Source organism: Caballeronia sp. dw_19 (assembly GCF_018449515.1).
GTDB lineage: Bacteria > Pseudomonadota > Gammaproteobacteria > Burkholderiales > Burkholderiaceae > Caballeronia.
In genome coordinates this window covers 1-13,473 of sequence record NZ_JAAVUQ010000057.1, presented here as the reverse complement: position 1 = coordinate 13,473, position 13,473 = coordinate 1, and the positions used below count along the sequence as shown (strand labels likewise).

Here is a 13,473-nt window from a genome sequence, read left to right as displayed (position 1 = left end):
GGACATTGGGGGCATCGAAACCTGCATGGAGAAACTGCCAATGGATGCCCTGACGACGAATATAGAAGCTCGCGTGAACGCCGTCGACTGGCATGCGGTGCAAGAGGAACTGGATGAATTCGGCTGCGCAACAGTCCAGCGCCTGCTCACGCCCGCGGAATGTGACGCGCTGAAAGCGCTTTATGTGCGTGACGAGTTGTATAGAAGCCGCGTGGTCATGGCGCGCCACGGTTTCGGGCGCGGCGAGTACAAGTACTACGCTTATCCGCTGCCTGAGGTGATCGGTACGTTACGCAGCGCGACGTATCCGCATCTTGTCGGAATCGCTAATCGATGGAACGAGATCATGCGTATCGACACCCGGTATCCACCGGACCACGCCGCTTTTATCGATCGATGCCACGCGGCCGGCCAGCTTCGCCCCACACCGCTGATCCTGCAATACGCGCAAGGCGACTACAACTGCCTTCATCAGGACCTGTACGGCGAGCACGTATTTCCGCTTCAGCTCGCGGTTCTGCTGTCGGTACCGGGACGTGACTTTACGGGCGGGGAGTTTGTGATGACCGAGCAGCGGCCGCGCATGCAGTCGCGGGCCGAAGTCGTGCCGTTAGTGCAAGGGGACGCCGTGATTTTTGCCGTGCATAACCGGCCGGTGAACGGAACGCGCGGAGCGTATCGCGTGAATCTCAGGCATGGCGTGAGCCGGCTGAGATCGGGGCACCGGCATACGGTCGGCATCATTTTCCACGACGCAACCTGAAACCCGGGGGACTACCTATACCCCCGCAGTCAACTATTCATTTTCATCAAAGTAGTGGCCGAAGCGGACCTGCTTCGTCTTGATGTAGCGCTCGTTTTCCTCACGCACGGGAATGGCCAGCGCCACTCGTTCGCAGACCGGGATATCGTGCTTGAGCAGCGTGTCGAACTTCGACGGATTGTTGCTCATCAAGCGCACCGACCGTACATCGAGCGCACGCAGGATCGCGGCGGCCGAATCATATTCCCGCGCGTCGTCGGGCAAACCGAGATGCAGGTTGGCATCAACGGTGTCGTACCCCTGCTCTTGCAGCGCATACGCGCGGATCTTGTTCGCCAGCCCGATGCCGCGCCCTTCATGACCGCGCAGATACAGCAAGATACCGCGATTTTCAGCCGCGATATAACGCATGGCGAGGTCCAGTTGCTCGCCGCAATCACACCGATACGAGCCGAATACGTCGCCCGTGACACACTCGGAATGCAGCCGGCACAGCACGGATTCGCCATGGCTGACATCGCCCATGACAAGCGTCAGATGCTCGGCGCCCGTGCTTTTCACGCGATACACATGCGACTCAAACACGCCGTAACGCGTGGGAATCGTGGCCTTCGCCACGAGTTCAACGCATTCTTCGTGGGTTGCTACGGCAGTGGCTGCCGGTGAATCAGAAACGTTTTTCATGTTCTCTTGTACTGCCTAGGAGGGCGTGGGCCGCATACCGGTATTTAATCGGTAACTTTAGCAAGAAGCTGGAAGAAAGCGGGAGCGCCCGGTCCGACATGTTAAAACGCCCGGGAAATATTTGCAGCCCGCAGGCTGGAAGGACCTGTGGCCGTCCGATGAACCGGGTGAAACCGCCCCAGGTCCCGACGACGGTTTTCGACATATCAAAAGAAGAACGTATCGCTTCGTCAAAAATTCCGTGGTTGGTAAAGTACATGACTACTTAGGCGCGCCCGCGTGCCTCCGGGCAGCGCCCGTCAACCCTTACCGACCTTACATGCCATATCAAAGCCCGAATCAAAGCTCGACAGCCAGCTCGTTCTTCGCGCTGGCCCGCACTGCGGTTTGCACGCTTGCCGCCCTTGGGGCGCTCGCCGGCACAGCCCACGCGGCGGGCAAAACCCTGGTGTTCTGTTCGGAAGGCAGTCCCGCGGGCTTCGATTCCGCGCAATACACCACCAGCACAGACTTCGACGCCGGTGCGCACGCAGTCTACGACACCCTGGTCGAATTCGAGCGCGGTTCGCTCACCCTGGTGCCCGGTCTGGCCGAGTCATGGGACGAATCGGCCGACGCGAAGACCTTCACGTTTCATCTGCGGCACGGCGTCAAGTTCCAGACCACGCCCTGGTTCAAGCCCACGCGCGACTTCGATGCGGACGACGTCATCTTCACGTTCAAACGCATGATCGATCCGGACAATCCGTTCCAGAAAGCGCATCCGGTCAGCTTCCCGTATCTCAGCGATCTCGGTTACGACAAGAACATTGCATCGATTGAAAAACTCGATGACTACACGGTGCGCTTCACGCTGCACACGTCCGACGTGGTGTTCGTGCGCAATATAGCGATGGAGTTCGCCTCCATTGTTTCGGCGCAATACGCCGACCAGTTGCTGAAGGCCGGCAAGGCGGAGGACCTGAACCAGAAGCCCGTGGGCACCGGGCCGTTCGTGTTCCGTGATCATCAGAAAGACGCGATCATCCGCTACGACGCGAATCCGGACTTCTGGAACAAGAAGGACGTGCATATCGCAAAACTGGTGTTCGCCATCACGCCGGATGCGGCTGTGCGCATGCAAAAACTCGCGAGCGGCGAATGCCAGATGACCGCCTTCCCGCGCCCCGCCGATATCCAGACCGCGCGCAGCAATCCGAACCTCACGGTGCTGTCAGGCGTAGGTTTCAACGTAGCTTATGTCGGCTACAACACCACCCACAAACCGCTCGATAACGTGCTGGTGCGCCGCGCGCTGGACATGGCCATCGACAAACCGGCCATCCTGAAGAGCGTCTACGAAGGGGCTGCGACCGTGGCCTCGAATCCGATGCCGCCGTCACAATGGTCGTATAACAAGGCGCTGAAAGATGCGCCTTATGATCCCGCGAAGGCGCGTGAACTGCTGAAGCAGGCGGGTTTTCCGAACGGCTTTTCGATCACGTTATGGGCCATGCCCGTGCAGCGCGGCTATAACCCCAACGCGCGCCTGATGGCGCAATTGATTCAATCGGATTGGGCGAAGATTGGCGTGAAAGCGAACATCGTGACCTACGAATGGGCCGAATATAACAAGCGCGCGAAAGAAGGCGGCGAGCACGACGCCATCCTTTACGGCTGGATGGGCGATAACGGCGACCCGGACAACTGGCTCGGCACGACCCTCGGCTGCGACGCGGTGCATGGCAGCAACGTGGCGAAGTGGTGCGACAAGCAATTCGACGACCTGATCGGGAAAGCGCGGCTGATCACCGACCAGCCGGCCCGCACCAGGCTGTATGAGCAGGCGCAAGTCGTGTTCAAGGATCAGGTTCCGTATACGCCGATCGCCCACGCGAACGCGTTTCAGTTGATGACGAAGGACGTCAAGGGCTACGAGATCAGCCCGCTGGGCGGTCATCGTTTCGACGGCATCTCGCTCGACTGACAACGCGCCCCGGCTTCAAGGCGACGGGCTTTGAATTTGAAAGGCCCGTCGCCGTGTTGCTTCATGCGGGGTGATCGAAGCTGCCGGGGCTCTTGTCCGTCGCGCTCCATTGCGGCTTGCGAGCCTTCTCCGCCTTCTGCAAACCGGCCTTCAGGCCCTCTCTATCGAAATCCTTCGTGTAGACCGGCGTGCCCGGCTGGTGGCGCCAGGAGTCGTCAATACCGCCGTTATCCACCGGATCGAAGCCAATTTCGTTGACCAGTTGCATCACGACGGCTTTGGCGTCGGCGTTATCGCCCGAGACCGGCAACGCCACGCGTCCCGACGTGCCCTCAGGCTTGCCGAGATCGCGCAAATGCGCCGCGTAGATGTTGTTGAACACCTTGATGACCGGACGCCCGATCTGCTGCGAGACCCACGCGCTTTCCATCATGCCGGACTCGATCCCGTCGATACGGCCATCGCGCTCGCGCGGATAGTAATTTCCGGTGTCGATCACGACCGTGGTCTCCGGCACGTCGTCGAACAAGCCGGCCGGCAGATTCAGCACTTTCTTTTCGGGAATCGTGACCACGATCACGGCCGCGCCCCGTACCACGTCGGCAAGCTCGGCGGCCGTTGCCCCGGTTTCGGCCGCGACTTCGGCCAGCGTATCCGGCCCCCGCGAGTTGCCGATCAGGACCTCATGCCCATGCTCGACCCAGCGCAGCGCCAGTACGCGACCAATATTACCCGCGCCAATGATGCCGATTTTCATACACCCTCCTGTTGATTCCGTTAGCTAAAGCGGGATGTGCGCAACGCCCATGCCCGTCGTGTTTGTCGAACCTGCCTGCGATCGCGGATTGCAGCGATCCCGATATTGGCAGCAGGTTCCAGGTAACGATAAAATGCGGCCCCGTTAATGCGGCGGCCTCACTCAGCCGTATTAACCCTGATAGCCTCACCACATCGGCCCCATTAAATCATTCGATTTTCCATATTGGGCGCCTCCCGTCATACTTCGTTCACTTCCTTACCACTTAACCACTTAACACAAGGACATACGCAATGCCGATCATCAACAGCCAGGTCAAACCGTTCAAAGCCAATGCTTACCACAACGGCGACTTCGTCACCGTGACCGAAGAAAGCCTCAAGGGCAAATGGTCCGTCCTGGTGTTCTACCCGGCTGACTTCACGTTTGTTTGCCCGACGGAACTCGGCGATCTGGCCGACCGTTACGCAGAATTCAAGAAGCTGGGCGTCGAAATCTACAGTGTGTCGACCGACACCCATTTCACGCACAAGGCATGGCACGACACGTCGGACACGATCGCCAAGATCCAGTATCCGATGATTGCCGATCCGACGCTGGTGATCTCGCGCGCCTTCGACGTGTTGATCGAAGAAGAAGGCCTGGCGCTGCGCGGCACGTTCGTGATCAACCCGGAAGGCGAGATCAAGCTGTGCGAAATCCACGACAACGGCATCGGCCGTGACGCTGGCGAACTGCTGCGCAAGGTGCAGGCCGCGCAATACGTCGCCTCGCATCCGGGCGAAGTCTGCCCCGCCAAGTGGACGCCGGGCGCTGAAACGCTGACGCCGTCGCTTGACCTCGTCGGCAAGATCTAAGCTTTAAATCCTCGCTGCTTTTGCTTTAAATCCTCGTTGTAAAGCGCTGTACAGTCCGGGCCGCTCGCGGCCCGGATGACGCTCGCCTCGCATTCCCTTGCGTTAATAGTTAATAAAAACCCTCGTCACACGGACTCGAATCGCCATGCTGGAAGCCAACCTCAAGACTCAGTTGAAAGCGTATCTGGAAAAGGTCAGCCGGCCGATCGAGATCGTCGCTTCACTCGACAACTCGCCGAAATCCGTCGAGCTGCAAGGCCTGCTGCATGAAATCGCCACGCTGTCGGACCGCATTGCGGTGATCGAGAAGCGCGACGATGCCGAGCGCAAGCCGTCGTTTTCCATCGGCGAACCGGGCAAACCTACGGGTATCCGTTTCGCGGGTATTCCGATGGGCCATGAATTCACGTCGCTGGTCCTGGCGCTGCTCCAGACCGGCGGCCATCCGGTCAAACTCGACGACGCGGTGATCGAACAGATCCGCGCGCTCGATGGCGACTATGAGTTTGAAACGTATATCTCGCTGTCGTGCCAGAACTGCCCGGAAGTCGTGCAGGCGCTGAACGTGATGGCGCTTATCAATCCGCGTATCCGCCAGGTCACCATCGACGGCGCGTTGTTCCAGGACGAAGTCGAGCAGCGCCAGATCATGGCCGTCCCCACCGTCTACATGAACGGTGAAGTGTTCGGGCAAGGCCGAACCGGCGTGAAGGAAATCCTCGCGAAGCTCGATAGCAACGCCGGCGCCCGCGCCGCGAAGGAACTCGAAAAGAAAGGCGTATTCGATGTGCTGATCGTCGGCGGCGGACCGGCCGGCGCGGCGGCTGCCATCTACTCGGCGCGCAAGGGCATCTCGACCGGCGTGGCGGCTGAGCGCTTTGGCGGGCAGGTGCTGGATACGCTCGCTATCGAAAATTTTGTATCGGTGAAAGAGACCGAAGGACCGCAGTTCGCAACCGCGCTCGAGCAGCACGTCAAGAGCTATGACGTCGACATCATGGACGTGCAGCGGGCCGAAGCGCTCGTGCCGGGCAAGATTCACGAGGTGCGCCTCGCCAACGGCGCGGTGCTGAAAGCGAAGACGATCGTGCTTGCCACGGGCGCTCGCTGGCGCGAAATCAACGTGCCGGGTGAGAAGCAATATCGCAATCACGGCGTGGCGTATTGCCCGCATTGTGACGGCCCGTTGTTCAAGGGTAAGCGTGTTGCGGTGATCGGCGGCGGCAATTCCGGCGTTGAGGCGGCAATCGATCTGGCTGGACTGGTCAGCGCGGTGACGCTGCTCGAATTCGGTACGGAGTTGCGTGCCGACGCCGTGCTGCAACGCAAGCTGCGCAGCCTCAAGAACGTGAGCATCATCACGCAGGCTCAGACCACGGAAGTCACCGGCGACGGCAAGAAGGTCAACGGTCTTTCGTACAAGGACCTGAGTTCGGGCGAAGCGAAGCACATCGAACTGGAAGGTGTATTCGTGCAGATCGGGCTGGTGCCGAATACGGAATGGCTCAAGGGCACGGTCGAGTTGTCGCGTCACGGTGAGATCGTGGTCGATGCGCGCGGCGCGACATCGGTGCCCGGTGTATTCGCGGCCGGCGATGTCACCACAGTGCCGTTCAAGCAGATCGTAATCGCGGTCGGCGAAGGCGCCAAAGCGTCGCTCAGCGCATTCGATTACCTGATCCGGAATTCGGAGACGGAAACGGTTGAGGCCGAAGCCGAGGAAGTTGTGGTCTGACGCGGTTGCGCCGAGCAGTTCACCTTACGGATAGCCGTTTAAGCCTCAATCCGATTGCTGCAGTCAAACGCCCGATAATCACTATCATATTGATTATCGGGCGTTTTTTCGTCTTTTTTGCGGCTTTCATCGTGTAAAAAATACCGTTAATCAGGCAGTGCTTAAAAAACCTAAAGAATTGCCCCGAGTTGCCGTAGATACCGGAAGAGTGCACATCTGCGGCCATCGGACAGCACTTGCCGATGAACAAATCATCTCGAGGTCATGACGGTATGGGAATTCTCGGAAACACCTTCAGCACGCTCTTTCGCGGCCACGGTCGGTCGCACCCCGGCATGGCGCAAAAGCTCGAACGCGCGCTTCGGCGGGAAGGCGATTTGAAACGCGAACTGACCCAATTGCAGCTCAGGATGTCGGCGGATGCGCCAGGCATCGACGTCAAGGTGGACCTGATGAAATTCGACGTCGCACAAGAAAAAGCCGCGGTTGCAAGTTTGACAGCGGCATTGCTCAGCGCGCAGGAAGACCTGGAACTCGAGAAGGCGAACCGGTCGGCTGCGGTTCATCTCTTGAAGAAACATGGCGTGATCGACGGCGTGGCGTACGCGAGTTTTACGCGCGAGCAACGGGTCGAATTGATCGCGGTGGCAATGGACGAAGTTGCTGGGAAAGAGACGACCAGCCGGTGGCGGGCAAGGTCGCCGGCCAGTGCGAAGTCGGGGTCGGGGTCGTCGGGGAAGAGTAAGGAGTTGTAAGGTCTGGCCGACGGGGGTTTCAATATGGCAAAGATTGAGTAGGCGCGCCCTGCGCCTGCGCTCAATACCCTGCCAATTTCCTCAGCCTTATGCACGACTCGACCGAGTCGTGCTGCGTGATATCGCGATCCCCTCGTGTCTCCACAGAGAAGCTCACCCCATATGTTTAGCTCGTTTTGATATTTAAGATCTGCGTCAGCCGATGTTAGCCTTTGAAGCTATCGGCAGCGTCCTGAAGCGTCTCTTCACGCACTGCCTTACAGTGTGAATCAACGAGGAGCGTCTTTCGTGAGCGTCGAATTCATCGGCATGATCCAGCAGCAAAAAGTGTCGGAGACGCATTTGGCGCGCGGTCCGGCAATCGATATCGACTACCTCCGCGACTTCGCCCAGGCGCACGAAAAAGCCGGCTTCGACCGCATTCTCGTGCCCTATCAGTCGACCAGCCCCGACGCCATGCTGACCGTCGGCTACGCCGCCGGCGTCACGCAGCGCATTCACTTCATGCTCGCGCATCGCCCGGGATTCGTCGCGCCAACTCTCGCCGCACGCCAGCTCGCCACGCTCGATCAGCTCAGCGGCGGCCGCCTCGCGGTCCACTTCATCTCGGGCGGCAGCGACGTCGAACAACGCCGCGACGGCGACTTTCTCTCGCACGACGAACGCTACGCCCGCACCGACGAATATCTGCAGATCCTGCGACGCGTGTGGACCGAATCCGAACCCTTCGATCACGAAGGCCGCTATTACCGCTTCGAAAAAGCATTCTCAGAAGTAAAGCCCAAGCAAGCCCCGTATGTACCGATCTATTTCGGCGGCGCATCGGCACCGGCTATCGAGGTCGCGGGCAAGCACGCGGACGTCTACGCGCTGTGGGGCGAATCGAAGGAACAGGTGCGCGAACAGGTCACCCGCGTTCGCGCCGAAGCAGCAAAACATGGGCGCAACGTGCGCTTCTCCGTATCGTTCCGACCGATCCTTGCGGCAACGGAAAAGGCCGCGTGGGAACGTGCGGAACATATTCTTGCTGAAACGCGGCGGCTGCGTGCCGAGCAAGGCCTCGGTGAAGCAACGCCACAGCAAAGCGAAGGCGCGCGCCGCCTGTTGGCTGCAGCGGGCGATGGCGTGCGCGCAGATGATCGCCTGTGGACCGGCGTGGCGAAGGAGATTGGCGGCCGATCGAATTCGACGGCACTCGTTGGCACGCCGGCACAAGTGGCGCAAACGCTGGCCGAATATCATGCGCTTGGCGTAACCACGTTCCTGATTCGCGGCTTCGATCCGCTGGAAGACACGCTCGATTACGGTCGCGAGTTGATCCCGGCCACGCGTGAACTGACCTCGCATATTGCACACGCGGCCTGAAGCTGTACTAAACGATGAGCCACGAAAAACTGCGCGGATTCATAAGCGAGATTGCGCAACTCGTCGATAAAAATTTACCCGAAGCGCACCTGCTCGAACAAGGTGCGGTTTCGCTGAGCAAACTGATAGCCGAAGACGACTGGCTGCCCGATGCCTACGCGCAACCGTCGCCTGATCGCTACCAGCAATTCCTGCTCTACGCCGATGCCCGTCAACGTTTCTCGGTCGTCAGCTTCGTGTGGGGACCGGGTCAGCAAACGCCCGTCCACGATCACACGGTGTGGGGTCTCGTCGGCGTATTGCGCGGCGCGGAAGTTGCACGCTCGTATGCACGCAGCGACCACGGAGCGCTCGTCACATCGGGCGCAGACCAGTTACTCGAACGTGGCGCAGTGGCGGCGGTGTCGCCCTCCATCGGCGATATTCATCGCGTGAGCAATGCGTTCGACGACCGTGTGTCCATCAGCATTCATGTGTACGGTGCGAACATCGGCGGCATCTCGCGACACGTCTATCCCCTTGATGGTCCGCCGAAACCGTTTGTCTCCGGTTATACAAACGATACGCTTCCCAACCTCTGGAACCTCTCGAAGGAACGACTCGACTCATGAGCGCCATCCCCCAGCGCAGCTTCAACGACGTGCGCGACACCCTGCTTTCAAAGCGCGAAATAGCCTTCCTCGATGTCCGCGAAGAAGATCCGCACGCGCAACGTCACCCTTTGTTTGCAGCCAACCTGTCGCTGTCGAAGATCGAACTCGACGCCTTTACCAAGCTGCCGCGCAAGAGCGTGCCGATCGTTCTGCTCGATGACGGCGAAGGTCTCGCGCAACGCGCTGCACGACGGTTCGAAGAACTCGGCTATACCGATGTTGCGTTGTTCGAAGGCGGCCTGAAAGGCTGGGAACGCGCAGGCGGCGAAGTGTTCCGCGATGTCAACGTCCCCAGCAAGGCGTTCGGCGAATTCGTGGAAGCGAAGCGGCATACGCCGGCGTTATCGGCTGAAGCAGTCGATGCGTTGCTGAAAAGCGGCGAGGACATGGTCGTGCTGGACGCGCGCCGCTACGACGAATATCAGACGATGAACATCCCCGGCAGCATCAGCGTGCCGGGCGCCGAACTTGTGTTGCGTGCCCGTGCACTCGCGCCCGATCCCAAGACACGCGTGATCGTGAATTGTGCGGGGCGCACGCGCAGTATCATCGGCACACAGTCGCTGGTGAATGCCGGCCTTCCAAACCCGGTGGCCGCGTTGCGCAACGGCACGATTGGCTGGCTGCTCGCGGGCCAGTCGCTCGCCCATGGCAGCGCGCGGCAGTTCGCCACCGACGACGGCCGCACCGACACCGCGTCGCGTGAATCGTCCCGCGCCGTAGCCGATCGCGCGGGCGTGAAACGCACGACACTAGCGGACGCGCAACGCTGGGCGGACGACGCGGAACGCACGACGTATCGTTTCGATGTCCGCACGCCGGCCGAATACGAACACGCGCATGCAGCAGGTTTTCAGGGGGCACCGGGCGGCCAGCTCGTGCAGGAAACGGAGATGTTCGCGCCGGTCCGAGGCGCCCGCGTGGTCCTCTTCGACGATGACGGCGTACGCGCCAATATGACGGCTTCATGGCTCGCGCAGATGAACATCGACGTGTATGTAGTCGATGACGTAATCGATGGCGCGACAAGCGCCGATCTGACCGAACAAGGCCCGTGGCGCGCCGCGAAACCGCTGCCCGCCGCCACGCCCACGATCACCGCGAGCGACCTCGCCGCCCTGCTCGACGATCCCGCGAGCCAGACCATCGTGCTCGACTTCACGGCGAGCGCCAACCATGTGAAGGGACACATTCCCGGCGCATGGTGGACCGTGCGCTCGCGGCTTGCGCTCGACCTGCCTGCGTTGCCGGATGCGAAGCAATACGTGGTCACGTGCGGATCGAGCGCGCTTGCCGCGTTCGCCGGACCTGACGTGGCGGCGCTCACATCGAAGCCCGTGCTGTTGCTCGAAGGCGGTACCGCTGCCTGGACTGCCGCAGGCTTGCCGCTTGCGAAGGGCGAGACGCATCTGGCGTCGCCGCGTATCGACCGGTATCGGCGTCCATATGAAGGCACCGACGCTCCGCACGAAGCAATGAACGCGTACCTTGAGTGGGAGTACGGCCTTGTCGCGCAACTCGAACGTGACGGCACGCATGGCTTCTTCGTGATCTGAAACATCAGACATGACGCGGCTCGGCCCGATCCGCGTCATTCCAATTCCGGCGATTAGCAAAGCAGAACAATGCGTTTGTCTAATGCCGCGGCGAATCGTATCGTGAATGCTTTTTCCTGATGGACGATTCATGAAACGACGCAGCCTCCTGTTGATCGCCGCGCTGACTGCATTCACTGCGCTGCGTCCTCTTGCTTCGGTAGCCGAACCTGTTCTGAAGGTTGGCGACCAGCAATTGCAGACACGCGGCATTCTTGAGGCATCCGGTCAGTTGAAAGATGTGCCGTACAAGATCGAGTGGTTCAACTTTCCCGCCGCGCAACCGCTTGGTGAGGCCTTGAACGCGGGCGCAATCGATATAGGCGGGCTCGGCGATGCGCCGCTGATCTTCGCTTACGCCGCCGGTGCGCGTGTGCGTGCGGTAGCGGCAACCCGCTCACAACCGGTCGACCTCGCGATTCTCGTGCCGGCCGGGTCACCCATCAAGAACGCAGCCGATTTGAAAGGCAAACGCATTGCGACCACACGCGGTTCCATCGGCCATTTTCTGGCCATCGCGACGCTGGAACGTGCGGGCATCAAGCTCTCTGACGTGACCCTTGAGTTCATGCAACCCGCCGATGCCAAGTCAGCGCTGGAGTCGGGCAACGTCGATGCATGGTCTACATGGGACCCGTATGTCGCGCTCGGTGAATTGCGCGATAACAACCGCAGCGTGGCGAATGGTGTGGGACTTTCATCGGGGCTGAGCTTTCAGGCGGCTACCGACGAATCGATCAAGACCAAACGCGCGCAAATCGATGACTTCGTGCGTCGCGTAGCCGCTGGTCAACAATGGGCGTTATCGCATCCCGACGAGGTCGCGGCTATCCAGTCGCGCGTCACGCACCTGCCCGCCGATGTGCTGAAGGTCGTCTATCAGCGGGCGCAATTAAAGCCGATCGCGATCGACAGCAAGGTAATCGCCGAACAGCAACGCACCGCCGACCTCTACGTTCGTGCAGGCGTGATCAAGACGACGCTGGACGTAACACCGAGTTTCGACGCCCAGTTCACGGCGCACTAAGAATATTTTATCAACGGACCTTCCGATGACCGTACGGCATCCACCCACAGCCTTGCAGGACCCGATCGCGCTTGACGCCCTCGCCGATCTCGACAGCGCCGCTGCCGATCAATGGCTCGCCGCGCTCACTCAGGATTTCGCTGCGAGCGCGGGCGCGCTGGATCGTGATGCGATCTTTCCCGACGACAACCTCGCGCGTTTGCGAAGCGCCGGCTTGCTTGCGCTGACGGTGCCGCAAGCGCTTGGCGGCCGTCAGGCGACGCTCCCGCAAGTGCTCAAGGTAGTGCGCGCGGTTGCACGGGGTGAGCCGTCGACGGCGTTGATCCTTGTGATGCAGTGTCTTTATCATCTGCGCTTGCAGGCCAATCCGAACTGGCCGCAAGCGTTAAAGGAACAGGTGGCGCGCGATGCGGTGGAACACGGCGCGCTCATCAACTCGCTGCGTGTGGAGCCCGAATTGGGCTCTCCCTCGCGCGGCGGTTTGCCCGGGACGATCGGTCGTCTGACCGATAATGGCGACGCGTGGATTCTCAACGGCAGCAAAATCTATTCAACGGGCAGTCCCGGCCTGACATGGTTTGCTGTTTGGGGCCGCACGGACGAAAGTTCGCCGCGTGTGGGGACGTTCCTCGTACATCGTGATACACCGGGTATCCGTTTCGGTGAGCCGTGGAACCACCTCGGTATGCGTGCAACCGGCAGTCACGAAGTGATCTTCGAGAACGTGCGTGTTCCCGTGGCTCACGCAGTCGACCTGAATTCTCCCGAGATTGCCGCGAGCGGCATGGACCCGGTCACCACGTTGTGGATGAATGTGCTGCTTTCGTCGATCTACGATGCTGTCGCCCGGTCTGCGCGTGACTGGTTTGCTTCCTGGGCTGCGGATCGCAAGCCTGCCAACTTAGGTGCACCGCTTTCGAGCCTGGGCAGTTTCCAGCAGACGCTTGGCCGTATCGATGCATTGCTGCTCAACAATCGCGTGCTGCTGGATGCGGGTTCGCATGGCAACATTCCGCTGCATGAAGCACCCGCTATCAAGTATCTCGTTACGCAGAACGCGATCACTGCTGTTGAACTCGCGGTCGAGGCAAGCGGCAATCCGGGGTTGAGCCGTAACAATGCGCTCGAACGTCATCATCGGGATGTGTTGTGTTCGCGGATTCATACGCCGCAGAATGATGCGTTGCTCGGCGCGCTTGGGCGGGTGGGGTTTAGCGCGCACGAAGCCGCGTCTTTGTCTTGAGGGTGGTGGGGGTTTATGGGTTGGGGGGGGGGGGTTGGTCGGTTGCTAGATTCCGGGTTAGCGGTTCTGGTTA

The 13,473-nt window shown here is 60.3% G+C and carries 12 protein-coding genes; 10 read left to right on the top strand and 2 right to left on the bottom strand.

Annotated elements, in window-relative coordinates:
• Positions 1-40 precede the first annotated feature (40 nt).
• Positions 41-763, top strand: a complete 723-nt coding sequence (locus HB376_RS37755) for a 2OG-Fe(II) oxygenase (RefSeq protein WP_213768801.1) — start codon at positions 41-43, stop codon at positions 761-763.
• A gap of 33 nt (positions 764-796) precedes the next feature.
• On the opposite strand, the gene ribA is transcribed toward HB376_RS37755, so the two are convergent.
• Positions 797-1,447 (bottom strand): GTP cyclohydrolase II, encoded by a 651-nt coding sequence (ribA, locus tag HB376_RS37750; protein ID WP_213768786.1) that lies wholly within the window; start codon positions 1,445-1,447, stop codon positions 797-799.
• 319 nt (positions 1,448-1,766) lie between these two features.
• On the opposite strand from ribA, the gene HB376_RS37745 reads away from it, so the two are divergent.
• Positions 1,767-3,413 (top strand): ABC transporter substrate-binding protein, encoded by a 1,647-nt coding sequence (locus tag HB376_RS37745; protein WP_213768785.1) that lies wholly within the window; start codon positions 1,767-1,769, stop codon positions 3,411-3,413.
• Positions 3,414-3,474: 61 nt separating this feature from the next.
• Here HB376_RS37745 and HB376_RS37740 read toward each other — a convergent pair whose 3' ends face one another.
• Complete coding sequence (locus HB376_RS37740) at positions 3,475-4,170, bottom strand: NAD(P)-binding domain-containing protein (RefSeq protein WP_213768784.1); 696 nt, start codon at positions 4,168-4,170, stop codon at positions 3,475-3,477.
• A gap of 293 nt (positions 4,171-4,463) precedes the next feature.
• Between HB376_RS37740 and ahpC the strand changes: the two genes are divergently transcribed.
• From ahpC to HB376_RS37700, 8 genes are all read left to right on the top strand, one after another.
• Positions 4,464-5,027 carry an alkyl hydroperoxide reductase subunit C gene (ahpC, locus tag HB376_RS37735; protein ID WP_213768783.1) on the top strand — a complete coding sequence of 188 codons (564 nt, stop codon included), beginning with the start codon at positions 4,464-4,466 and terminating at the stop codon, positions 5,025-5,027.
• Positions 5,028-5,172: 145 nt separating this feature from the next.
• On the top strand, positions 5,173-6,762 hold the full coding sequence (gene ahpF, locus HB376_RS37730) for an alkyl hydroperoxide reductase subunit F (protein ID WP_213768782.1): 1,590 nt from the start codon (positions 5,173-5,175) through the stop codon (positions 6,760-6,762).
• A gap of 272 nt (positions 6,763-7,034) precedes the next feature.
• The gene (locus HB376_RS37725) at positions 7,035-7,517 is read left to right on the top strand and encodes a hypothetical protein (RefSeq protein ID WP_213768781.1); all 483 of its coding nucleotides are present in this window, start codon (positions 7,035-7,037) and stop codon (positions 7,515-7,517) included.
• A gap of 288 nt (positions 7,518-7,805) precedes the next feature.
• Positions 7,806-8,882, top strand: a complete 1,077-nt coding sequence (locus HB376_RS37720) for an LLM class flavin-dependent oxidoreductase (protein WP_213768780.1) — start codon at positions 7,806-7,808, stop codon at positions 8,880-8,882.
• A gap of 14 nt (positions 8,883-8,896) precedes the next feature.
• A complete protein-coding gene (locus HB376_RS37715) occupies positions 8,897-9,493 on the top strand; it encodes a cysteine dioxygenase (protein ID WP_213768779.1) in 597 nt (198 codons plus the stop codon).
• Entirely contained in the window at positions 9,490-11,091 is a 1,602-nt protein-coding gene (locus HB376_RS37710) for a rhodanese homology domain-containing protein (RefSeq protein WP_213768778.1), read from the top strand. The genes HB376_RS37715 and HB376_RS37710 overlap by 4 nt, the downstream gene beginning before the upstream one ends.
• A gap of 130 nt (positions 11,092-11,221) precedes the next feature.
• On the top strand, positions 11,222-12,157 hold the full coding sequence (locus tag HB376_RS37705) for an ABC transporter substrate-binding protein (RefSeq protein ID WP_255631810.1): 936 nt from the start codon (positions 11,222-11,224) through the stop codon (positions 12,155-12,157).
• Between the two features lie 25 nt (positions 12,158-12,182).
• The gene (locus HB376_RS37700) at positions 12,183-13,400 is read left to right on the top strand and encodes an acyl-CoA dehydrogenase family protein (RefSeq protein WP_213768776.1); all 1,218 of its coding nucleotides are present in this window, start codon (positions 12,183-12,185) and stop codon (positions 13,398-13,400) included.
• Positions 13,401-13,473: the final 73 nt, after the last annotated feature.